Annotated in this window: 18 protein-coding genes and 2 pseudogenes; 6 read left to right on the top strand and 14 right to left on the bottom strand. The window is 56.4% G+C overall.

Going from position 1 to position 21,119, the window contains the following annotated elements:
• The first annotated feature begins 3 nt into the window (after positions 1-3).
• Genes HA48_RS03825 through fabY form a run of 3 tightly spaced genes read left to right on the top strand, consistent with a single transcriptional unit; the run spans position 4 to position 2,311 of the window.
• Positions 4-870, top strand: coding sequence for a virulence factor BrkB family protein (locus HA48_RS03825; RefSeq protein ID WP_425270655.1), 867 nt, complete (start codon positions 4-6; stop codon positions 868-870).
• Entirely contained in the window at positions 867-1,304 is a 438-nt protein-coding gene (gene dtd, locus HA48_RS03820; protein ID WP_128599856.1) for a D-aminoacyl-tRNA deacylase, read from the top strand. Before HA48_RS03825 ends, dtd begins: the two co-directional genes overlap by 4 nt.
• A 59-nt stretch (positions 1,305-1,363) precedes the next feature.
• The gene (fabY, locus tag HA48_RS03815; protein ID WP_128599855.1) at positions 1,364-2,311 is read left to right on the top strand and encodes a fatty acid biosynthesis protein FabY; all 948 of its coding nucleotides are present in this window, start codon (positions 1,364-1,366) and stop codon (positions 2,309-2,311) included.
• Between the two features lie 39 nt (positions 2,312-2,350).
• Here fabY and HA48_RS03810 read toward each other — a convergent pair whose 3' ends face one another.
• From HA48_RS03810 to HA48_RS03800, 3 genes are all read right to left on the bottom strand, one after another.
• A complete protein-coding gene (locus HA48_RS03810; protein ID WP_128599854.1) occupies positions 2,351-4,030 on the bottom strand; it encodes an AsmA family protein in 1,680 nt (559 codons plus the stop codon).
• Positions 4,031-4,153: 123 nt separating this feature from the next.
• Positions 4,154-5,542, bottom strand: coding sequence for a nucleobase:cation symporter-2 family protein (locus tag HA48_RS03805; protein ID WP_128599853.1), 1,389 nt, complete (start codon positions 5,540-5,542; stop codon positions 4,154-4,156).
• 90 nt (positions 5,543-5,632) lie between these two features.
• Positions 5,633-6,568: a quinone oxidoreductase family protein gene (locus HA48_RS03800; protein ID WP_128599852.1), complete on the bottom strand. Its 936-nt coding sequence runs from the start codon at positions 6,566-6,568 to the stop codon at positions 5,633-5,635.
• A 70-nt stretch (positions 6,569-6,638) separates the two neighbouring features.
• Between HA48_RS03800 and HA48_RS03795 the strand changes: the two genes are divergently transcribed.
• Complete coding sequence (locus HA48_RS03795; RefSeq protein ID WP_128599851.1) at positions 6,639-7,124, top strand: MarR family winged helix-turn-helix transcriptional regulator; 486 nt, start codon at positions 6,639-6,641, stop codon at positions 7,122-7,124.
• On the opposite strand, the gene recG is transcribed toward HA48_RS03795, so the two are convergent.
• From recG to gmk, 5 genes and pseudogenes are all read right to left on the bottom strand, one after another.
• Entirely contained in the window at positions 7,121-9,199 is a 2,079-nt protein-coding gene (gene recG / locus HA48_RS03790) for an ATP-dependent DNA helicase RecG (RefSeq protein ID WP_128599850.1), read from the bottom strand. The genes HA48_RS03795 and recG overlap by 4 nt on opposite strands.
• Positions 9,196-9,891: a tRNA (guanosine(18)-2'-O)-methyltransferase TrmH gene (trmH, locus tag HA48_RS03785; RefSeq protein WP_128599849.1), complete on the bottom strand. Its 696-nt coding sequence runs from the start codon at positions 9,889-9,891 to the stop codon at positions 9,196-9,198. The genes recG and trmH overlap by 4 nt, the downstream gene beginning before the upstream one ends.
• A 3-nt stretch (positions 9,892-9,894) precedes the next feature.
• Positions 9,895-12,005: pseudogene (gene spoT, locus HA48_RS03780) on the bottom strand (bifunctional GTP diphosphokinase/guanosine-3',5'-bis pyrophosphate 3'-pyrophosphohydrolase).
• A gap of 20 nt (positions 12,006-12,025) precedes the next feature.
• A complete protein-coding gene (gene rpoZ, locus HA48_RS03775) occupies positions 12,026-12,301 on the bottom strand; it encodes a DNA-directed RNA polymerase subunit omega (protein WP_013511051.1) in 276 nt (91 codons plus the stop codon).
• A gap of 57 nt (positions 12,302-12,358) precedes the next feature.
• Positions 12,359-12,982, bottom strand: coding sequence for a guanylate kinase (gene gmk, locus HA48_RS03770; protein ID WP_128599848.1), 624 nt, complete (start codon positions 12,980-12,982; stop codon positions 12,359-12,361).
• 239 nt (positions 12,983-13,221) lie between these two features.
• On the opposite strand from gmk, the pseudogene ligB reads away from it, so the two are divergent.
• A pseudogene (gene ligB / locus HA48_RS22025) lies at positions 13,222-14,963 on the top strand (NAD-dependent DNA ligase LigB); the annotation flags it as partial.
• Here ligB and HA48_RS22380 read toward each other — a convergent pair.
• Complete coding sequence (locus HA48_RS22380) at positions 14,904-15,521, bottom strand: trimeric intracellular cation channel family protein (protein ID WP_031279636.1); 618 nt, start codon at positions 15,519-15,521, stop codon at positions 14,904-14,906. The pseudogene ligB and the gene HA48_RS22380 sit on opposite strands and share 60 nt — an antisense overlap.
• 402 nt (positions 15,522-15,923) lie before the next feature.
• Here HA48_RS22380 and HA48_RS03760 point away from each other — a divergent pair, with 402 nt between their 5' ends.
• Positions 15,924-16,616, top strand: a complete 693-nt coding sequence (locus HA48_RS03760; protein WP_128599847.1) for a response regulator transcription factor — start codon at positions 15,924-15,926, stop codon at positions 16,614-16,616.
• 79 nt (positions 16,617-16,695) lie between these two features.
• Here the strand turns inward: HA48_RS03760 and HA48_RS03755 are convergent, their stop codons facing one another.
• The 5 genes from HA48_RS03755 to lpxP all read right to left on the bottom strand — a co-directional run bounded on the left by HA48_RS03755 (position 16,696) and on the right by lpxP (position 20,767).
• On the bottom strand, positions 16,696-17,340 hold the full coding sequence (locus tag HA48_RS03755) for an oligosaccharide flippase family protein (RefSeq protein ID WP_128599846.1): 645 nt from the start codon (positions 17,338-17,340) through the stop codon (positions 16,696-16,698).
• A gap of 73 nt (positions 17,341-17,413) precedes the next feature.
• On the bottom strand, positions 17,414-17,680 hold the full coding sequence (locus tag HA48_RS03750; RefSeq protein WP_128599845.1) for a hypothetical protein: 267 nt from the start codon (positions 17,678-17,680) through the stop codon (positions 17,414-17,416).
• Positions 17,681-18,117: 437 nt separating this feature from the next.
• Positions 18,118-18,513 carry a polyketide cyclase gene (locus HA48_RS03745; protein ID WP_128599844.1) on the bottom strand — a complete coding sequence of 132 codons (396 nt, stop codon included), beginning with the start codon at positions 18,511-18,513 and terminating at the stop codon, positions 18,118-18,120.
• Positions 18,514-18,647: 134 nt separating this feature from the next.
• Positions 18,648-19,790, bottom strand: a complete 1,143-nt coding sequence (locus tag HA48_RS03740; protein WP_425270654.1) for an alanine racemase — start codon at positions 19,788-19,790, stop codon at positions 18,648-18,650.
• Positions 19,791-19,843: 53 nt separating this feature from the next.
• On the bottom strand, positions 19,844-20,767 hold the full coding sequence (gene lpxP / locus HA48_RS03735) for a kdo(2)-lipid IV(A) palmitoleoyltransferase (RefSeq protein WP_128599842.1): 924 nt from the start codon (positions 20,765-20,767) through the stop codon (positions 19,844-19,846).
• Between the last annotated feature and the right edge of the window lie 352 nt (positions 20,768-21,119).

The raw sequence follows: 21,119 nt of genomic DNA, 5'->3' as shown, positions 1-21,119 counted from the left end.
GCGCTGCGTAACTCTCTGCGCCACTCGGCGCACGCGTTTTTCCTGTGGATCAAGCTGCTGTGGCGCCGCATAGATGAAGACAACATGACGACGCAGGCCGGTAATCTGGCCTACGTCTCATTGCTGGCGCTGGTGCCGCTGGTGGCGGTGGTTTTTGCGCTGTTCGCGGCATTCCCGGTGTTTTCCGACATCAGCGTGCAGCTGAAAAACTTCATCTTTACCAATTTTATGCCCGCCACGGGTGATGTGATTCAGCGTTACCTCGATCAGTTCGTCGCTAACGTCAATAAAATGACGGCTGTCGGCGCGGTTGGCCTGATTGTCACCGCGCTGCTGCTGATGCACTCGGTGGACAGCGCGCTTAACACCATCTGGCGTAGCAATACGTCGCGGCCGATGGTCTACTCCTTCGCCGTCTACTGGATGATCCTGACGCTTGGCCCGCTGCTGGCCGGCGCCAGCCTGGCTATCAGCTCATATATGCTGTCGCTGCGCTGGGTGAACGTTACCGGCGTCACCAGCCTGATCGATCACCTGCTGCGCATCTTCCCGCTGCTCCTCTCTGTGCTGGCTTTTTGGCTGCTGTACAGCATTGTCCCGACGCGACGGGTGCCGGGGCGCGATGCGCTGACGGGTGCCGTGGTCGCCGGGTTGCTGTTCGAGCTGGGTAAAAAAGGCTTTGCGCTCTATGTTACGATGTTCCCTTCGTATCAGTTAATTTACGGCGTACTGGCGGTAATCCCGATTCTCTTCCTCTGGGTTTACTGGACCTGGTGTATTGTGTTGTTAGGTGCGGAGATCACCGTCACGCTCAACGACTATCGCCAGTTAAAACAGCAGGAACGCGAAACAGAACGAGAGGAAACATGATTGCTTTGATTCAGCGCGTCAGTCGCGCCAGCGTCAGCGTGGATAACGTTACGGTGGGCGAAATTGATGCCGGTTTGCTGGTGTTACTGGGCGTGGAAAAGGGCGATGACGAGCAGAAAGCCCAGCGGTTATGCGACAAAGTGCTGGGTTATCGCATCTTCGCTGATGAAAATGACAAAATGAACCTTAATGTGCAGCAGGCTGGCGGCAGTGTGCTGGTGGTGTCGCAGTTCACTCTGGCGGCCGATACGCAAAAAGGGATGCGCCCCTCCTTCTCCGGTGGTGCAGAGCCGGCAGAAGCCGAACGTCTTTATACGTACTTTAGCGAGCGCTGCCGCGCGCAGGGTATCCCGACAGCAAATGGTCGCTTCGCCGCGAATATGCAGGTTTCGCTGGTTAACGATGGTCCGGTGACCTTCTGGTTGCAGGTGTGAGATTTTCAGCCGAGCGGCAAGGGATCAGCCACGCAAGCTCCGAACGAGAGAATCACTTTATGTATCATCTTCGCGTGCCGCAAACGGCGGAAGAGCTGGATATGTACTACCAGTTCCGCTGGGAAATGTTACGAAAGCCACTGCGTCAGCCGCAGGGTTCTGAGCGTGATGCCTGGGATGCGCTGGCGCATCATCAGATGGTCGTGGATGAGCACGGCAAAGCGGTGGCGGTGGGCCGTCTGTACATCAATGCAGAAAACGAAGCCGCAATCCGTTTCCTCGCGGTGCACCCTTCGGTGCAGGGCAAAGGGTTGGGCACGCTGGTAGCGATGACGCTGGAGTCCGTGGCCCGCCAGGAGGGCGCAAAGCGCGTCACCTGTAGCGCCCGTGAGGATGCGGTCGAGTTCTTTGCCAAACTCGGTTTCGTTAACCAGGGCGAGATCACCGCGCCGCAAAGCACGCCGGTGCGCCACTTTTTGATGATTAAACCGGTCGTGACGCTCGACGATATTCTGCATCGTGCCGACTGGTGCGGGCAGCTGCAACAGGCCTGGTATGCGCACATCCCGCTGAGCGAAAAGATGGGCGTGCGTATTCTGCAATATACCGGGCAGAAGTTTGTCACGACCATGCCGGAGACGGGCAACCAGAATCCGCACCACACGCTGTTTGCCGGCAGCCTGTTCTCGCTCGCCACGCTGACCGGCTGGGGGCTGATCTGGTTACTGCTGCGCGAACGCCATCTTGGCGGCACCATTATTCTCGCCGATGCACACATCCGTTACAGCAAGCCCATCACCGGCCGCCCGGGCGCCATCGCCGATCTCGGCTCGCTAAGCGGTGACCTCGATCGCCTGGCGCGCGGCCGTAAAGCACGCGTGCAGCTGGAGGTAGAGCTATTCGGTAATGATGAACTGGGCGCGGTGTTTGAAGGGGTCTATATCGTGTTGCCCGCCGATCCGGATGGTGCGCTGGAGGAGGGCGGTTCAGGCGCACACATTAACTGATCGTTATGCTGCGCCGTGGCGCCGTTGATGGCGCTCCGTTTACTGCACCTGACCGCCGCGCATCGTCTGTTGGACGGATTGCGTATCCGTGGTCACTGATAAACTCCCTTCCGCGCCTGAGCGCAGCGGTGCAGCGGCACTGAGCGACCCCTTCAGCTGCAACTGCATATTGCTGTTACCACTGAGCGGCAGCGCTGGCCAGCCCCAGTTTTCCAGAACGTTGGCCGGCACTGCCTGGCCTTTCAGGTTGAGTGTCAGCGGGCGCTGCGCATCCTGACCAACCGTAGCCGTACCTTCCAGCAAGCCGTTACCATTAAAGGCGCTCATCTCGCTGACCTGAATCTGCTGATCGCTGGCACTCAGCGCAATAGAGGGGTGGCGCAAATCGGTACGGTTAAAAGTGGCTTCCGCCGCGTTAAAGCTGGCCTTACCGGACCAAATGCCCCACTGATGCTGACGTGCCAGCAGCAGGTTATCTGCACTGCCATCCAGCGCCGTCATCTGGAACGGGAAAGCAGGATTGATATCGATAATCAGATTGCGGTTGGCCGTGGCGCGTTTTACCAGCACGCTATCCAGCCAGTCGGGCAACGCTGCCTGCCAGCGATCGCGCCAATTCTGCGGCAGCGTATACTCCAGGCCGGCAACCGCCACATCATCCAGCGTCAGACGCTTATCGCTACGCGTCCAGCTGCCGCTGGCGCGAATCACACCGTTAACCCAGCGCGAGCTAAACTGCGTCAGCTGAACGCCCTGGGCGGAGAATTCGGCGTTCACAATGGGGTCGTTGAGTTCGAAGCTGCCGTTAATGAAGTTACCGGCGTTCATCGCCAGTGAGCCATCCTCGCTCTGCCAGTCATCGCCGCGCAGCGTGATGTTTTTCAGCGTTAAATCGAGATCGGTCACTGCCCAATCCGGGCCCTGCAGACGCGCATCGGTCATATCCAGCCGGTTAATACTCACCGAAGGCACCTCACGCAGCGGACGGAGGAATTCACTCAGCGTTTGCCGGGTTTGCAGGCGGATGTCATTAAGGCGCAGCTGATTAATCTTCCAGTTACCCTGCGCATCACGCCCGGCACTGCCGGTCATTGAGCCGCGAGCGAGATCGGCGCCGATATTGTTCAGCATCAGCTGGCGTTTCACCACGCTGCCCTGCAACAGTACATTGGTGGCCGGCACGCCATTCAGCGTCAGGCTACCCGCACTCATCTGGAACTGCGCATCGCTGCCGGGCATATTGTCAGGCGTGGGTTTCCACGGCACAATGCCGCCGTTTACGCGCTGCGCGGAGAGCGGCAGCGCGCTGTGCGGGCTTTCAATGTGCACGTTATTCAGCTGCAGACGGTTCGCCTGCATGGGCAGCGTGGTATCCGGCGTTTGATTCGCGAGGTTGATCTCACCATCACGCACTTCAATGCTGCTGAAATGCAGCGGATCGCTGAACTGTACCAGCGCCAGGCCGAGATCAACGCGCTTCGCCACCAGCACCGCAGGCTGCCCATCGTGACCAAAGCTGAAATCATCAAGAATGATGTGCGAGGGGGAGGAGAAGTTATGCTCAATCTTACTGAGCGAGAGATGCCAGGCGGTTTTATCGCTTACCCAACGGCTAAACCAGCCTGCGCCCCACTGTGTTTGCAGCAACACATAGAGAACCACCAGCGCCAGTAAAACCAGCAGTAACAAGGTAAGGAAAAACTTGCCTAAAAATTTCATTGCATCCATCCATCCCGATAGTGATCCGGTGAGTGGTTGTTATGCCTGAATTACCGTTACAGCTCAACAGCCTGGATGTAAAAGCGGATAAATAGCAGGCAGGCCGGAGCCTGCCCGGTGGAATTACTTCTCCTGCGGGAACACAAGGTTAAGCACGATGGCGGTAATGCCGCCGGCAGCGATACCGGAAGAGAGCAGTGTTTTCAGCCAGTCCGGCGCGAACTGCAGGATCAGCGGCTGCTGCGACACGCCCAGGCCAACGGCCAGAGACAGCGCAATGATCATGATGGCGCGACGGTTCAGCGGCTCACGTGAAACGATGCGCACGCCAGAGGCGGCAATGGTACCGAACATCACAATGGTCGCACCGCCCAGCACCGGCTCCGGAATGTGCTGCACAAAGCCGCTCACCGCCGGGAACAGGCCCAGCACAATCAGCATCAGCGCAACCACAAACCCGACATAGCGGCTGGCGACGCCCGTTAGCTGAATCACACCATTATTCTGACCAAAGCAGGAGTTCGGGAAGGTGTTGAACAGGGCCGACACAAAGGAGTTGAGACCGTTCGCCAGCACGCCACCTTTCAGGCGCTTCATATACAGCGGGCCGCTGACGGGCTGCTCAGAAACATCAGAGGTTGCAGTGATATCGCCTATGGTTTCCAGTGAAGTGACCATAAACACCAGCATTAGCGGAATTAACAGATTCCAGTCAAAGCCCAGACCGTAATAGAGCGGCGACGGCACGGCCACCAGCGGCTGGCTGGTGGGTGCGGATGTCGCCGGCAGCATATCCAGCGCCCAGGCCAGGCCATAACCCACGGCCATCGCAATCACCAGTGAAGCCACACGCAGATAGGGATTACGCTGGCGATTCAGCAGGATAATCACCAGCAGCACCGCACCGGCCAGCAGCAGATTTTTGGGTGCGCCAAAGGTGTGATCGCTCATGGCAGCAAAACCACCGCCAATTGACGTCAGCCCTACCTGAATCAGCGACAGACCGATAATCATCACCACAATGCCGGATACCAGCGGAGTGATAATGCGGCGTGCCAGATGCAGCACGCGCGACAGGACCATTTCAGTGCAGGAAGCCACCATCAGCGTGCCAAACAGCGCCGCCATCATGGTTGGCACATCTGCGCCGCCGTTTTTCAGCGCCATGCCGCCCATGATCAGCGGCGTCACAAAGTTAAAGCTGGTGCCCTGAATCGACAGCAGGCCGGAACCCACCGGTCCCCAGGTTTTGATTTGCAGAATCGAGGCCACGCCGGAGGCGAACAGCGACATGCTGATGATGTGCTGCGTATCCTGCGCCGGTAAGCCAAGCGCCTGACAGATCAGCAGTGCTGGCGTAATCACCGCCACAAACATTGCCAGCAGATGCTGGCAGGCGGCAAACAGCGTCTGCGGCAGCGGCGGACGATCTTCAAGGCGGTAAATCAGTTCACTTGTTGCCTGGCCTGCAACGCTGGCAGGCTGGCGGGATTCAGCGGTGTTGACGGACATGGTGGGCTCTCAATAACAGCAAAGGGGCGATTTTAAACGGTTGCGTTGTGAAAGCAATCGTTTGCAATGCCCCTTTTTGCTTGCCTTGATTTAAAGCGTAAACACGGTGCGGCTGCGGCTATCCTCATCCTGCCAGGCTTGCGTAACTTCACTTAACGGACGCATCTGGAAGGCGATAGAAAAATCGCTTTCGGCGGCGGCGGTGAGCATTTCACGGATACAGGCGATGAGCTCAGTATCGGAGACACTGCCTAAACCGCTGCCCATAAGTGTCAAACCCGATGAGCGTAGCAGCTTGCTGTGCAGCGCGATCTCCTGTCCGCTGAGGGAACCGATTTGTACAAAGCGCACCACTTTTTCACCACCCGCCACAGCGGCCTGCATAATATCCAGCGCACTTAGCCCCCAAAGATAATCCAGTACCACATCAACGCCCTCTTTCATCAGCGCAGGGAGGGCGCGTGGCAGCTCATCCAGCGTCAGGGCGATATCCGCACCTTGTGCCCGCAGTTGATCCAGCACTGCGCGGTTACGTCCGGTGGCGATAATTTTACCGGCGCCGAGATGCCGGGCAATGCGCACCGCCAATCCTCCTGAGGTCCCCGTTGCGCCATTAATCAGCACGGTTTCCCCCTGCTGTAACCGGGCGCGACGCGTCAGCGCTGCCCAGGAGGACATCCCGGGATTGGCAATCGCCGCCGCGAGCACCGGATCGAGTGTGGCGGGCAACGGCACCAGCGCGGCAGCAGGCACTAAGGTTCTTTCGGCCATGCTACCCCAGGGGGCATTGAGCGTGAGGAAGTAAACCGGATCGCCGTTCTCTAACGTGCCTGTTCCATCAATGCCGGCGATAAACGGATAGCGCGAGCCGGCGCTGTAATGCGTGCCGGCGGCGCGCGCCTTTGCCAACTGGCTAATGGCTGCGGCTTTTACCGATACCACAACCTGTTCCTCCCCGGCCTGAGGCTCAGGAAAATCACCATAAACGGGCAGTTCGCCTGCCGCAGAAACAATAGCTGCTTTCATGCTTGCACCTTCAGTTGATCGGATAATATGTGTAATATGCACACATTAAGACTGCCCCGGGATAACGTCAATGAAAAGCGTGCAAAATACACATAATAATGCTGACTTCGATGATTTGCACAATGCGCTGCTGATGATCGTCGCCACCTTTAACCGACCACAACGTGATGAATTGTTGATTAAAGCGTCCAGCATCCAGCTTGATCGTGCCCTGTTTCCGCTACTGATACAGATTGGTCGATTTGGTCCTATCGGCGTAGTGGAGCTGGCGGAGCGTGTCGGACGTGATTACACCACGGTGAGTCGTCAGGTGGCGAAGCTGGAGGAGCTGGCCCTGGCGCAGCGGCAGAAAAATGTCAAAGATAAGCGGATAAATGAGGCGGTCATTACCGCAGCAGGTAAGGCAATGACCGATAAAATTGATGCCGCGCGCGCGCAGATCTATCAAACTGTATTTGCGCACTGGCAGAGTGAAGAACGCGCCGAACTGGCGCGTCTGTTGCCGAAGTTTGTCGGGGACTTTACGGCGATTGATCGCGGTACGACTGCGGATTAAGCGTGGCTGTAGCGCTCGGTTTCCGGTAGCCAGCGCTCAATCAGCGCCTGTGCCTGCTCAGGATAGTGCTCGTGGATATGACGCGCCACGCGCTGCACTTCGGGAATCATGCTCTGATCGCGCAGCAGGTCAGCCACTTTGAATTCGGCGTTGCCGGTCTGGCGGGTACCAAGCATCTCGCCCGGTCCGCGGATCTCCAGATCGTGCTGGGCAATGACGAAGCCATCGTTGCTGTCGCGCAGTACCTGTAAACGCTTCTGCGCAGTTTTACTCAGCGGCGCTTTGTAAAGCAGAACGCAGTGGGATGCAACCGCGCCGCGCCCCACGCGCCCGCGCAGCTGGTGCAGCTGTGCCAGCCCGAGACGCTCCGGATTTTCGATAATCATCAGGCTGGCGTTAGGCACATCCACGCCGACTTCGATCACCGTGGTCGCAACCAGCAGCTGGATTTCATTGGCCTTGAACGCTGCCATCACCGCCTGCTTCTCTGCCGGCTTCATGCGGCCATGCACCAGGCCAATCTGCAGGTCGGGCAGCGCCTCTTTCAGCTCCTGCCAGGTCACTTCTGCCGCCTGCGCTTCCAGCACTTCGGATTCATCAATCAGCGTACAGACCCAATACGCCTGGCGGCCTTCGTGACAGGCACTCTGCACGCGTGCAATGATCTCGCTGCGGCGGCTATCGGGAATGGCGACGGTGGTCACCGGCGTACGGCCCGGCGGCAGTTCATCAATGGTTGAGGTATCAAGATCGGCGTAGGCGGTCATCGCCAGGGTACGCGGAATGGGCGTCGCCGTCATGATCAGCTGATGCGGGTGGAAGCCCTGCTCTTCGCCTTTCTCCCACAGCGCCAGCCGCTGATGGACACCGAAGCGGTGCTGTTCGTCAATGATCACCAGCGCCATGCCGTTAAACTTAACCTGCTCCTGGAACAGCGCATGCGTGCCCACCACCATGGATACCTGACCGCTGGCAATCGCTTCCTGCTGTGCTTCACGCGCTTTACCCTTTTGCTTACCTGCCAGCCAGCCCACCTCAATACCGAGCGGCGCAAACCACTGGCGGAAATTATTGGCGTGCTGTTCAGCCAGCAGCTCGGTCGGCGCCATCAGCGCCACCTGCTTGCCATGAGCGATCACATTCAGCGCCGCCAGTGCGGCAACCAGCGTTTTACCGGAACCCACATCGCCCTGCACCAGGCGCATCATCGGGAAATCGTTCGCCAGGTCGCGCTCAATTTCCGCCACCACGCGCTGCTGCGCGCCCGTGGGTGAGAAGGGCAGCGCGGCCAGCAGTTTATCCACCAGCGTATGACACGCCGGCAGCGGCAAGGCATGGTGACGCTGCGCGCCGGCACGGACCGCCAGCATACTGAGATTGTGCGCCAGCAGCTCTTCCAGAATCAGGCGCTTTTGCGCCGGATGGCGGCCGGTCTCCAGCTCGCTCAGGCGCAGATCGGGTGGCGGGCGGTGCAGCGTGCGCAGCGCCTCCGGCAGGCTGATCATGCCGCCGCTCAGCTCGGGCGGCAGCAGTTCAGCGATCGGGCAGCTCTCCAGCAGCGTCAACGCCTGGTCGGTGAGATTACGCAGCGTGGCCTGGCGAATACCTTCGGTGGTGGGATAAACCGGCGTCAGCGTCTCCTGCAGCTCAACACCGCCGAGTTCGCCCTGTACGCGGTACTCCGGATGAATAATCTCTGCTCCGCGCTGGCCGCGTTTAATCTCACCATAGGCGGTGACGCGACGGCCTGGCGCGAGGCTGTTTTTCATTCCGGCATTGAAGTTGAAGAAGCGCATAGTCAGCATGCCGCTGCCATCGCTGATCTGGCACACCAGCATGCGGCGGCGACCAAAGGTGATTTCGCTGTGCAGGACTTCGCCCTCTACCGTGGCCCAGATGCCCGGCAGCAGGTCATTGATTTGATAGAGCTGCGTGCGGTCTTCGTAGCGCAGCGGCAGATGCAGCAGCAGATCCTGAATGGTAAACAGGTTAAGTTTTGCCAGCCTGGCCGCCTGGCTGGCACCGACGCCGGTCAGGGTACTGAGCGGAATGGCATCCAGCAGGCGGCCTTTCATTTTTTACCTGTCGCCTGCATGGTGGACCACCATTCGGCGTCGGCTTCCACCTCGCCCTGCGCATTGATATGCGGATAAGGCAGACCTTTCTGCTTCGCGACGCGCGCCAGCACCGGATAACCGCCCTCAAACAGCAGGCGCTGCTGTTCATCTGCATCCAGCAGGCTGTGCTGACGTTTATACATACCGGCGTTTTGTCGCTGACGCTGCGCTTCATACAGAATCAGCGCTGAAGCCACGGAGACGTTCAGCGACTGCACCATGCCCACCATTGGAACGATGATGTCGCGATCGGCCAGCGCCAGCGCTTCAGGCGTGATGCCGGTTTTTTCCTGACCCATCAAAATGCAGGTCGGCAGGGTGTAATCGATCTCGCGGAAATCCACGGCTTCAGGCGACAGATTGGTGGCCAGCACCTGCATACCCTGATCTTTCAGGTGGCGCACGGCTTCAGCGATATGGCGATGGGTTTTCACCTTCACCCAGCTGTTGCTGCCCGCAGATGCAGACACCATGGTGCGCATGCGAACACTGGGCCAGACGGCGTGCACTTCATGAATGCCGACAGCATCGGCGGTGCGGATGACCGCAGAAACATTGTGCGGCTTATGCACCTGTTCCATACAGACGGTGAGATCGTGCTGGCGCATGGCCAGCATCTCCTGGATTCGGGCAAAGCGTTGAGCGTTCATGCACTAATTACGGTTACGGTGAACTTTAATCACGTCCGGCATCACGCGAATCTTACGCATGATATTAGCCAGATGGACGCGATCGTTCGCGGTGAGGCGGATAAAGGCGCTGTACACACGGCCATCACGCTCTTCAGTGTTCAGGCTTTGGATGTTAGAGCCCGCAGTATTAATGGCCGCCGTCAGGTTTGCCAGCGCGCCCTGGTGGTTAAACATATCCACCTTAATCTCGGCGACAAACTCCTGATCGGTCACTTTATCCCATTCAACCGGCATGAATTTTTCCGGCTCTTTCTGGTAACCGCGAATGTTACGGCAGGATTCGTGATGCACAACTAACCCTTTGCCGGGACTGACGTGCGCCACAATCGGGTCGCCAGGAATGGGGCGACAGCACTTCGCAAAGGTGATCAGCACGCCATCAGCGCCCTTAATCGGCAGCTTCTTACTGCGCTTACTGCTGCCGGAGCCGCCTTCACTGCCGGATTGCAGCAGGTTCTTCGCCACGACCACGCTCATCGCATTACCGAGCCGATCTCCGCCAGCAGATCATCAATGCTGGTGAGCTTCATGCGCTCCAGCTCTTGCTGAATATTCTCTACCGGGATTTCGGCCAGCTTCTTGCTGCCGCCGAGCGCATGGCTCAGCAGGCGACGGCCAAGGTTGACGGAATCCTCACGTTTGAGGTTTTTCAGCAGCTGACGAATTTTGGCACGCGCTTTCGAACTGACGACAAAGTTCAGCCACGCGGCGTTAGGGCGCGCGCCGGGGGCGGTAATAATCTCAATAGTCTGGCCGCTGGTCAGCGCCTGTGACAGCGGATAGGGCTGGCGATCGACGCGTGCACCGACGCAGGCGTGGCCGATATCAGTATGTACCGCATAGGCGAAGTCTACCGGCGTTGCGCCCGCAGGCAGTTCCACAATGCGGCCTTCCGGCGTGAACACGTAGATCTCATCCGGGAACAGATCTGATTTGACGCTTTCAATAAATTCGAACGAGCTGCCGGCACTCTGCTGCAGCTCCAGCAAGCTTTGCAGCCAGCGCTGGGCGCGAATCTGTGCCGTGGTGCCGCTCTCACCGGCCTCTTTATAAGCCCAGTGTGCCGCAACCCCCATCTCCGCCATCTGATCCATATCTTCGGTACGGATCTGCACCTCGACCGGCACGCCGTGCGGGCCAATCATGGAGGTGTGCAGTGACTGATAGCCGTTGGCCTTGGGGATAGCGATGTAATCTTTCACGCGTCCGGGACGCGGTTTGTACAGGCTGTGCATCTGGCCGAGCACGCGATAACAGGTATCCAGGTCTTTCACGATGACGCGAAAAGCGTAAATATCCATGATCGAGTGAAATCGCTGCTCTTTCAGGTGCATTTTGCGGTAGATCGAATAGAGATGTTTTTCGCGTCCGCTTACGCGGCAGGGGATGCCTGCTTCCTGTAAGCGACCGTCGATTTCAGCCAGTATCTTCTGAATCATCTCTTTACGGTTACCGCGCGCCGCTTTCACCACCTCTTTGATCACGCGGAAACGGTTCGGGTAGAGCGCTTCGAAGCCGAGCTCTTCCAGTTCCGTTTTCAGGTGATGAATACCGAGGCGGTGCGCCAGAGGACTGTAAATCTCCAGCGTTTCCAGCGCGATGCGGCGTTTTTTATCCGGTCGCAGCGCGCCGAGCGTACGCATGTTGTGCGTGCGGTCAGCCAGTTTGATCAGGATGACGCGAATGTCCTGCACCATCGCCATGATCATTTTGCGGAAGTTTTCAGCCTGTGCTTCTTTCTTATCGCGGAACTTCAGCTTATCAAGCTTGGAGACACCCTCCACCAGTTCGGCCACGCTTTTGCCAAATAGCTGTTCCATGTCCTGATAGGTGGCGGGCGTATCTTCAATCACATCATGCAGCAGGGCCGCCATGAGCGTCTCGTGGTCGAGTTTCATCTCGGCCAGAATGCAGGCAACCGCAACAGGATGGGTGATGTAGGGCTCACCGCTGGAGCGTGTCTGACCCTCGTGGGCATCACGCGCGACAAGATAGGCTTGCTTGAGGCGCTTGATTTGCTCCTCAGGCAAGTATTTTTCAATCAGTTGATTGAGGCTTTCAAACAGATACAAGGTTGACCTGCGAAGTGCTGTTAACGACGACCTTCAGCGATAGCGGTAACGGCTTGTAACTCAGCGGCTTCCTGCTCTTGCTGTTCCTGACGATCACGAACATCCAGAATCTGGTTGGTGATCAGGCCTTCTTCGATTTCGCGCAGCGCGATAACGGTGGCTTTATCGTTCTCTTCCGGAACCAGCGGGTCTTTGCCGCCTACCTGCATCTGACGTGCACGACGTGCAGCGACCAACACCAGGTCAAAACGGTTACCAATTTTCTCTACTGCGTCCTGAACGGTTACGCGTGCCATAGGTGTGCTACTCCACAGATGATGAAGAAATGACTGGGCATAATACTGAAAGTGAATTCAGACTGCCAATAGTTTGCTGATTAAAGCATCATGTCGCGCTTTTTGGCGACCCATACGCAGACGTTCTGCGCGAATAATGGTTTTCAGATCGGACAGTGCCAGGTCGAAATCATCATTCACAATCAGATAGTCGTATTCGGCATAGTGGCTCATTTCAGCCACGGCCTGCGCCATACGGCGGGCGATCACCTCTTCGCTGTCCTGACCGCGGCCACGCAGGCGACGATCCAGCTCCTCGGTTGACGGCGGCAGAACAAAGATGCTGCGCGCGGCGGGCATTCTCTGACGAATCTGCTGCGCGCCTTGCCAGTCGATATCCAGAAACACATCAACGCCGGTCGCCAGCACCTGCTCAATGGCCGCGCGCGACGTACCGTAATAGTTGCCAAACACTTCCGCATGTTCCAGGAAGGCGTCTTCGGCAATCATGGTCTCGAATTCGGACTTAGAGACAAAAAAGTAGTGCTCACCATGCGCTTCACCGGGACGCACACCTCGTGTGGTATGCGAAACAGACACCTGCGTATCGTACAGCGGTTGTGTCTTCAACAGCGCCTGAATCAGACTGGATTTACCCGCGCCGCTGGGGGCGGAAACAATATAAAGCGTGCCTTGAGCCATGGTTATCTTGAATTGAGTAAAGAGCGGAGTTGATTTCCTGCACAGTATACACGGCTTGGGTGCGCCACGCAGCGTTTGCCGCCTGGCCCGGGCAATTCTTTTTCCGTGAGGCCGCTCCAGCATGGATGTAATGGCGTGCAACAGGCGTAAAAAATCACCCATCCATCACGAAAAGGGGCTTTTTGCCGCTGGCACGCCCTGCGCCCTTGCCCTCCAATACAGCAAAAAGGAGGGCGGTGATGAGAGGATTAGCGTGTGTGTTGTTGTGGATGCTGAGTGTCAGTTGCCAGGCGGAGGCGCTCTGCCCGAACTGGTCACCGGTGCGGGCAGAGCATGAGATTGCACAACTGCAAAACCAGCTGCGTCACTGGATGATGCCTACTATCGTCAGGGCAGTACGCTGGTGAGTGACGCCGATTACGACAGCCTGCAGCAGCGATTGCAGCAGTGGCAGCGCTGTTTCGTCCCGGCACAGCCCGGCTATGCGGCCCAACTCACCACGGATGGCGACGTGCGTCATCCGGTGGCGCACACCGGCGTACGCAAGCTACGTGACAAGCTGGCAGTGGCGTACTGGATGCAGGATAAAAAGGGGCTATGGGTGCAGCCCAAGGTGGACGGCGTGGCGGTAACGCTGGTCTATCGCGCCGGGCAGCTGGTTTCGCTGATCAGCCGTGGCGATGGCCTGCGCGGCGAGCAGTGGCGGGAAAAAGCCCCGGCAATACCGGCCATTCCACTGCAGATCAGCACCGATCGGGCGGAAGTGGTGCTACAGGGTGAACTGTTCCTGACGATGACCGATCACCAGCAGGCGCGTGATGGCGGGCAAAATGCGCGAGCCCGGGTTGCCGGCATGATGATGCGGCGCGAACGCACTCCAGCGCTCTCTCAACTGGGTATTTTTATCTGGGCATGGCCGGATGGGCCGGATGCCATGCGCGAGCGGCTGGCGCAGCTGGCGAACTGGGGTTTTGGCCTGGCACAGCAGTGGAGTCGCCAGGTCAGTAATGAAGAGGAGGTGGCTATCTGGCGCGACCGCTGGTTCCGTGAGCCGCTGCCGTTTGTCACTGATGGCGTGGTAATTCATCAATCACCGGTACGTAATGGACGGGACTGGCAGCCCGGGCAGGGCAGCTGGTCGGCTGCCTGGAAATATCAGCCGGCTGAAGTCAGTAGCGAAGTGCGTTCAGTGGATTTCAACATCGGACGTACCGGAAAAATTGCGGTGGTACTCAATCTGCAGCCGGTGCAGCTGGAGGATAAAACTGTGCGGCGGGTCAATATCGGCTCGCTCAATCGCTGGAAAGCGCTGGATGTCATCGCGGGCGATCAGGTTACGCTGACGCTGGCCGGTTTAGGTATTCCAAAGCTGGAGCGGGTCATCTGGCGGGTTACCGAGCGCGACTATCCGACCGCGCCGGATCGTGCAGAGTTTCACGGGCTGAGCTGTCTGCAGGCCAGTGCACCCTGTCGCGCGCAGTTTCTGTCGCGGCTGAGCGGCTTAAGTGAAAAAGCGGTGCTGGATATTGTCGGAATGCAACGCAGCAACTGGCAGCGCCTGCTGGATAGCGGTGCCCTGAGCCACCTCTTCTCCTGGCTCACGCTCACGCCGGAACAGATCGCCGCTGCTGACGGCATCTCGCCGCAGCGCGCGCAGCAAATCTGGCACCGTTTTGCTCTGACGCGGCAGCAGCCGTTGCGTCGCTGGATCAGTGCGATTGGTTTGCCGCTGCCGCGCAGTGCGTTACAGGCATTACCGGACACGCAGTGGTCACAGCTGCTGGCACGCTCAGCAGAGAGCTGGCAGCAGCTGCCTGGCATCGGCAAACTGCTGGCGCAACGTATTGTGACGATGCTGCATGATGCAAAGCTGCTGCAGCTGATTCACTTCTTACAGCTGCAGGGCATCCCTGCCGATCCGTCAGTGTTCGGGATGGGGATAGTTGAAAATGGGCAAGCCGAGCCGGAAGCGCAGCGCCAGAAGGCGGGCGAAGAAGCCGAACAGCAGGGTGATGATCACCACCACTTCATGGGCCAGCGGCGTTTTCAACAGCAGGATATACATCCAGCCGGAAGCAAAAGCGATGCCGGCGTAGAGCTCTTTCTGGAAGACCAGCGGGATACGGTTGCAGAACATATCACGCAGCACACCGCCAAATACGCCGGTAATCACTGCCGCAATCGCCGCGATGATGGCGGCGTGGCCGGAGTCGAGCGCGACCTGAGCACCGATAATCGAGAACACCACCAGGCCAAGCGCATCCAGCACCAGAAACACTTTACGCAAATGATTCATCAGCGGCGCGACAAAGGTGGTCACGACTGCCGCAGCCGCGACGATCATGATGTACTCCGGATGCTTAACCCAGCCGAGCGGATAGTGGCCTAACAGGATATCGCGCACCGAGCCGCCGCCAATCGCGGTGACGGAGGCAATAATGATGACGCCGAACAGATCCATCTTACGTCGACCTGCCGCCAGTGCACCGGTCATGGCTTCCGCGGTAATACCAATGATGTAGAGAACGGTTAATAACATAAAGGACTCCAGCAAACTGGCGGCAAGGCTAAAGATTTCTGTAAGAGCAGGCTACTGAAATTTTCTAAATCAGGTGCCATCGGATTAGCCATATTGATGACAGGCATGCTAACAGGCTTACTGAGTGCGATATATCTGGATTGACTGCACGTTTCGCATAAGGATAAGTGATGCGTGTATCTGGTACAGGCCGCCTGGCATGACAATGCTCATCCCGCTGAAGTGGCCGTCCCGCCAGGCGGTCGGGGTTGAGTGCCGTACCCTCATCTGACAGCTCTGGCGGGACACCGCGACAACGGCCTCATTCTGACTTAAGTTTAGCCTTAACTGTGTCGTACCTGATTAATGCCTGCTCAACAGGCGCACTATCCCGGGCCCGCAGCGCAGCAACTTTGGACAGGCATGAAAAACCATCACGACGACATTCTCTATTTCTCTTCCGACAAACTGGCGGCACTGGGGCTGGAGAGCCTGCTCGGCAGCTTACCGTTTAACAGCCATGTGCATGAACTCTGGTCACTCAGCACGGTAATTTCACAGTGCGAAAAGCTAAAACCGCGCCTGTTGATCTTTATCTTTCATGAAAATATGCCGCTGGCCGGCACGTTTAAAGTGCTCTACGCCTTGCAGCAACAATTTCCGGCGATGCCGGTTCTGGTCCTGACCCGAAGACTATTGCCAGTGATGTATGCGTTAAGCCGCTACCTGCCAACGCTCAGCGTGCTTGATTTGAAATCACCGCGCACTGTATTAATTAATTATCTGATCGATTGCTTCAGCGGCGTGACGCCTCTGCCATTACCGGATGGCGCTGATATCCTGCTGCCGGATCGGCAACTGCGCGTACTCTTAATGATGGCATGGGGTTACAGCGCCGAGCATATTGGCGGGCGACTGGGCATCAGTCATAAAACGGTGAACGCTCATAAGCTCAATGCGCTGACACGTCTGCAGGTCAAAAGTAAAAATGACATGGCGGATTTGTTCATGGTGATCGATGAATTACGTATGCTGGTCAGCTGGTTACGGCTGCATCGCAACGGTAAATTGAGTGAGATGGCGTTGCACTCGCTGGAAGAGTTACTGGAAGCGTAAAAAGAAAAAAGCGTGCCGGGCGACCAGCACGCGAACGCATCCTGAGATGCACAGAGCCCACCATACAGACTTGTAGTTATTATCCGTTTCTTGCTCGCACTGCGGCGAAAGCTTTCAGGCTAAAACGGTATTCCGGCTGAAACCATGAACGACCGTAGTAGCAGTAGACCAGCATTCTGATGGATACCATCGCGAGGTAGCCCCAGATAGCGCACAAAACTGACGGCGTTAACCACACGGTAAACAGCGTGACAGCCAGCCCGGCCAGCACGGAAGAGATCTCCGTGAAAGCAATGCGCGTAAATTGTTTTTCCCGCTGCAGAATAGCGCGATAGTGCTGTCCCTGCGGAATAATAATAAATATCACTGAGATCATTTCCAGCATAATGGCTAATTCAGGCTGAGCCATCAGGCGGCTATACATATCGCTGCCCACAAAAAGCACCGCGAAAATAAATAATCCCGCTAAAACATTTCCCCAGTAAAGCACGGAGAGCTCGCTATTACTGAGGCTTTGATGACGGATAAGGCTATTACCAAATCCGCGATCGGCCAGCGTATCAATAACTAATAGTGTTACGATTGCAATCGCAAGCAAATTTAGTTCGTTGGCCTGTAATATTTGTGCCAGAAGTGACAGTTGTAAAACACCAATACCGACGATCTTTATCGATGATAAAAGCGACCATTTTGCGTTCGTCAGGTTTCTCTCACGTATCGCCATACTCTGCTCATTATGGTACATGTACCAGTGCAATTGAGGGTTCACCGGGCGTCAGCGCGGCGGACAGATCACATTAATGAAGTGCTTCCTGGCGCAATCCCGAGATACCTTTCAGCGATTGCCACATATAAATGCACTCAATTAAGGGATGTTCTGAATATAAAGCGATGCCCCTGGCGCTAAACTCTTCTGCCGTCTGCACGGTATCTCCTCCGGTAAGGAGGAAATCCGCGAGATCGTTATAAAATCCCTTTGCATTATTATATTCCCCGGCCAGCATCCTTCTGGCAATCTCAACAAATTCTTTTTCAGATAACAAAGGATATGTCGAGCGATCCATGTTATTTCCCTGCTGTTGTTATTATTAGGTGTTGCTGTGTGTGAAAGAGTTATACCGTGTTTTATTTAAATTAACACCATAAGAAAAGTCCTATAAATCAACTTCAGGAATAAATGGTTTCAGAATATGGATGAGAATATATAAGCGGTTACGCTTTCGATTTATTAGTCGCTCTTCGCATATTATCCGCGATGAAAAAGGCGGCCTGACCCGAATGCTAAAAAACCGTGTTAAATCATAAGCAACCAATGATTGTACTAAAGCCGTCACCAGGAATTTTCCCAATGACGACGCTTTAGCCAGACTGGTGATTAACGCAGTAATCCGATATGAAGTCTACAAAACAGTTAAACACTGTTGCGTAAAAAAAATGTCCCTGCTGGCGTATTGCTTCCAGTGGAGGCTAAAGTTTTTGCGCTTTATATAATCTATTGATTTTAATGTGTTAACAGATGCAGTAACTGATTAAGATCGCGTTTTACCCAGGCAACGTCCTGTGCAAACTTCTCATCTGACATCAGCGGCTGGCGATAAACCACCATCACAATTTCGGCACCCTGGCCGTTTGCAATCACGCGCATCGGCATATAGATCTCTTTACCGGTGCCGGTATCAATCCAGTGATCCATCACACCAAACGGATTATGCGGGGTAAAACGGATTTTTACTGAACCGGACGGCCCTTTGGCTCTCCAGGCGTTGCCCTCCTGTGTGAGCGTACTGCTGCTCAGGCCGCTGGCCCATTTGGCAAAGCATTCAGGTTTCCAGATGGTTTCGTATAGATCTAACCAGTTGCGGGGAATGGTCACGGTGACAGTTTGCGATGGCAGCATGGGATCTCCAGTTAGCAGGTAAACGGCAAATTGAACCTGATAAAGCACGTTTAACTTAACTGAAGGAAACCGGGCTGCAAACGGCCCGGTGACAGAAGTGTGGCGTAACAACGGTTTCCGCCAGAATAACTGGATCAGATAAACTTACCGCGCCCCTGAATCTCCAGCTCCTGTGCCGAGCCGTCCGGCTGACGCAGCACAAAGCGATCGGACTGTGCCACCACAGCACAGCTGTGGTTCGGGAAGATGCGCAGGAGTGCGCCGACCGGCGGCGCACGATCGTCATAACGCAGGAAGCCGTGCTCCTCTGAAAGTTTGAGTACTTCATATTGGTTGCCGTCTTCGTCCACGGCGATACCAAAACCGCTGGCATTGGTGCCATGCGGGCCTTTGTCAGAGCTCAGCATCTTAGAGCCGGCATCAACGATTGCGAAATGCGGATTCACCGCCACGACGCGTGTCACCACCGTAAGCGCCAGTGCGTCTGGCGTACACAATCCCAGGCGCCACGCGGTGAGGTCTAATAACGCGTAATTACCGGGACGGATTTCGTCACTGCCGGTAGCCACGGGCGCCGCAAGGGCTGTTGGCGTAGCGCCAACAGAGATGGGACAGGGTGCAAAGCCCGCTTCGCTGAGGCGCTGCTGTAAGCCAAGCATTAGCGCGATCTCCTGCTGCGCGACAGCGGCGATAGCCGATGGATTGCCGGCACCGTACGCGTGTCCTGCATGCGATACCAGCCCGGCAAACGGTAAGCCGCTTGCGCTGATCTGCTGCGCCAGCAGTAGCGGCGCATCGCTGTGCGGATCAACGCCTATGCGGTGCAGGCCCACATCCACTTTGATGGCAATCGCCAGCGGACACTCTGGCTGACGCGCATGCGCAGCAGCAATCGCGTCAACGCCAGCGGCACAATCAGCAATACAGGTGACGCGCGCCTGATGTTGCACCGCTGCGCTTAGCAGGGCGATTAACGAATCAGCATGCACGATGGGATAAGCCAGCAGCAGATCGCGTTCACCGCTTTCAATAAAAGCGATGCCTTCGCTGGGTTTGGAGACGGTAATGCCGCGAGCACCAAGCCGGCGTTGCTGCTCAGCGATCCAGACGCTTTTATGGGTTTTGATATGGGGTCGCAGCGTCACGCCAGCGCTATCGGCTTTATGCTGCATCTGTTGCAGGTTGCGCTGCAGGCGCGCTGCATCAATTTCAAGGAAAGGGGTAAGGCGGTCAGCCTGAAGCGGTCGCAGCCAGCCGGCCGTATGGTTCTGATCCATCATGATAGTCCGCAAGTGATTCCACAGTGCGGACTATCATTGACCAGTCGCGATTAGACGTAAAGAGAAGCTTCACCCGGTGGACGGGTTTTGAAACGGCGATGCAGCCACAGATACTGTTCCGGCGCGCGCAGAATCTCTTTCTCAATCACTTTATTCATGAAGGCAGCGGCAGCAGCTTCATCCTCATAGGGATAGCCTTCAAGTTCCGGCTGAATAATCAGCTGGTAGCCATCCTTACGGGCATTGCGGATCAGCACGATAGTGAGCATCGCGGGTTTGGCCAGACGCGAAAGCACAAAGGTACCGTTAGTCGTTGCCGCTTTCTCCACGGCAAACAGTGGCGCAAATACGCTGCCTTTCGGGCCGTAATCCTGATCGGGTGCGAACCATACCGCTTCGCCCTGCTTCAGGGCCTGCACCATGCCACGCAGATCGCGACGATCGATCATCGCCTTATTGGATCGCATGCGCCCTTTGGTTTGCGCCCACTCCATGGCCTGATTGTTATGCGGACGATACATCGCCATCATTGGCTGGCACAGCCCGGTGATGCGACCGCCCAGCTCCAGTGACATAAAGTGCACGCCAATAACCATTACGCCGCGCTGCTGGCTTTGCGCATGCTGCAGGTTCGCGATGCCACTAACCTGAAACAGGCGTCGTACACGGGCATCAGACCAGAACCACGCAATGCCGGTTTCTGCCAGCGCCATGCCAAGTGATTCAAAGTTGCCGGCGATCATCACCTCTTTGTCTGCTTCATTTATGTTGGGGAAGCAGAGTTCAATGTTGCGTCGGGTGATACGTTCGCGACGTTTGAGGAAGTGCCGTGACAGCCTGCCCGCATTCGCGCCAAGCCGGATCAAAAGAGGATAAGGAAGCTGCACCAGCAGCCAGAGTACGGCCAGCCCGAACCAGGTGAACCAGTAGCGGGGATGCAACAGTTTGGAACAGAACTTTCCAGTTTTCTTCATAGCGCCTTCATGTTTGGGGTAACTGTAACGCGCAAAGAAGACAGTCCATGGGTTCCTGGTGCGGTACAACTGTATTAACTTCGACCAGCACTTTAACAAATAGTGCCGTGTAAAATACGTAAACTCTGCAATCTTCAGGATTCAGAGGATTGATTGATGATGAAAGGTTCCGGGGCTAATGTGAATCGGATTGGGTTTAAAACACTTATAAAACAGACGGGTGGGAATGTTTTTGTCGATTTAAAAGCGCCAGCGTTACGTCATTTTAGGTCAGTTTCAGACACAGCTATTCATCAATGAGATGATAATCCTTACATTGAGAAATTGAAATATTGGTCTACCGCTCTGATTG

The sequence above is a fragment of the Pantoea wallisii genome (genome assembly GCF_002095485.1).
GTDB lineage: Bacteria > Pseudomonadota > Gammaproteobacteria > Enterobacterales > Enterobacteriaceae > Pantoea > Pantoea wallisii.
This window is presented reverse-complemented; position numbering and strand designations above follow the sequence as displayed.

Excerpts from the sequence above, each read along its gene's own strand:
- dtd (WP_128599856.1), top strand. The coding sequence starts at position 867 with ATGATTGCTTTGATTCAGCGCGTCAGTCGCGCCAGCGTCAGCGTGGAT.
- fabY (WP_128599855.1), top strand. The coding sequence starts at position 1,364 with ATGTATCATCTTCGCGTGCCGCAAACGGCGGAAGAGCTGGATATGTAC.
- HA48_RS03810 (WP_128599854.1), bottom strand. The coding sequence starts at position 4,030 with ATGAAATTTTTAGGCAAGTTTTTCCTTACCTTGTTACTGCTGGTTTTA.
- HA48_RS03805 (WP_128599853.1), bottom strand. The coding sequence starts at position 5,542 with ATGTCCGTCAACACCGCTGAATCCCGCCAGCCTGCCAGCGTTGCAGGC.
- HA48_RS03800 (WP_128599852.1), bottom strand. The coding sequence starts at position 6,568 with ATGAAAGCAGCTATTGTTTCTGCGGCAGGCGAACTGCCCGTTTATGGT.
- HA48_RS03795 (WP_128599851.1), top strand. The coding sequence starts at position 6,639 with ATGAAAAGCGTGCAAAATACACATAATAATGCTGACTTCGATGATTTG.
- recG (WP_128599850.1), bottom strand. The coding sequence starts at position 9,199 with ATGAAAGGCCGCCTGCTGGATGCCATTCCGCTCAGTACCCTGACCGGC.
- trmH (WP_128599849.1), bottom strand. The coding sequence starts at position 9,891 with ATGAACGCTCAACGCTTTGCCCGAATCCAGGAGATGCTGGCCATGCGC.
- rpoZ (WP_013511051.1), bottom strand. The coding sequence starts at position 12,301 with ATGGCACGCGTAACCGTTCAGGACGCAGTAGAGAAAATTGGTAACCGT.
- gmk (WP_128599848.1), bottom strand. The coding sequence starts at position 12,982 with ATGGCTCAAGGCACGCTTTATATTGTTTCCGCCCCCAGCGGCGCGGGT.
- HA48_RS22380 (WP_031279636.1), bottom strand. The coding sequence starts at position 15,521 with ATGTTATTAACCGTTCTCTACATCATTGGTATTACCGCGGAAGCCATG.
- HA48_RS03760 (WP_128599847.1), top strand. The coding sequence starts at position 15,924 with ATGAAAAACCATCACGACGACATTCTCTATTTCTCTTCCGACAAACTG.
- HA48_RS03755 (WP_128599846.1), bottom strand. The coding sequence starts at position 17,340 with ATGGCGATACGTGAGAGAAACCTGACGAACGCAAAATGGTCGCTTTTA.
- HA48_RS03750 (WP_128599845.1), bottom strand. The coding sequence starts at position 17,680 with ATGGATCGCTCGACATATCCTTTGTTATCTGAAAAAGAATTTGTTGAG.
- HA48_RS03745 (WP_128599844.1), bottom strand. The coding sequence starts at position 18,513 with ATGCTGCCATCGCAAACTGTCACCGTGACCATTCCCCGCAACTGGTTA.
- HA48_RS03740 (WP_425270654.1), bottom strand. The coding sequence starts at position 19,790 with ATGGATCAGAACCATACGGCCGGCTGGCTGCGACCGCTTCAGGCTGAC.
- lpxP (WP_128599842.1), bottom strand. The coding sequence starts at position 20,767 with ATGAAGAAAACTGGAAAGTTCTGTTCCAAACTGTTGCATCCCCGCTAC.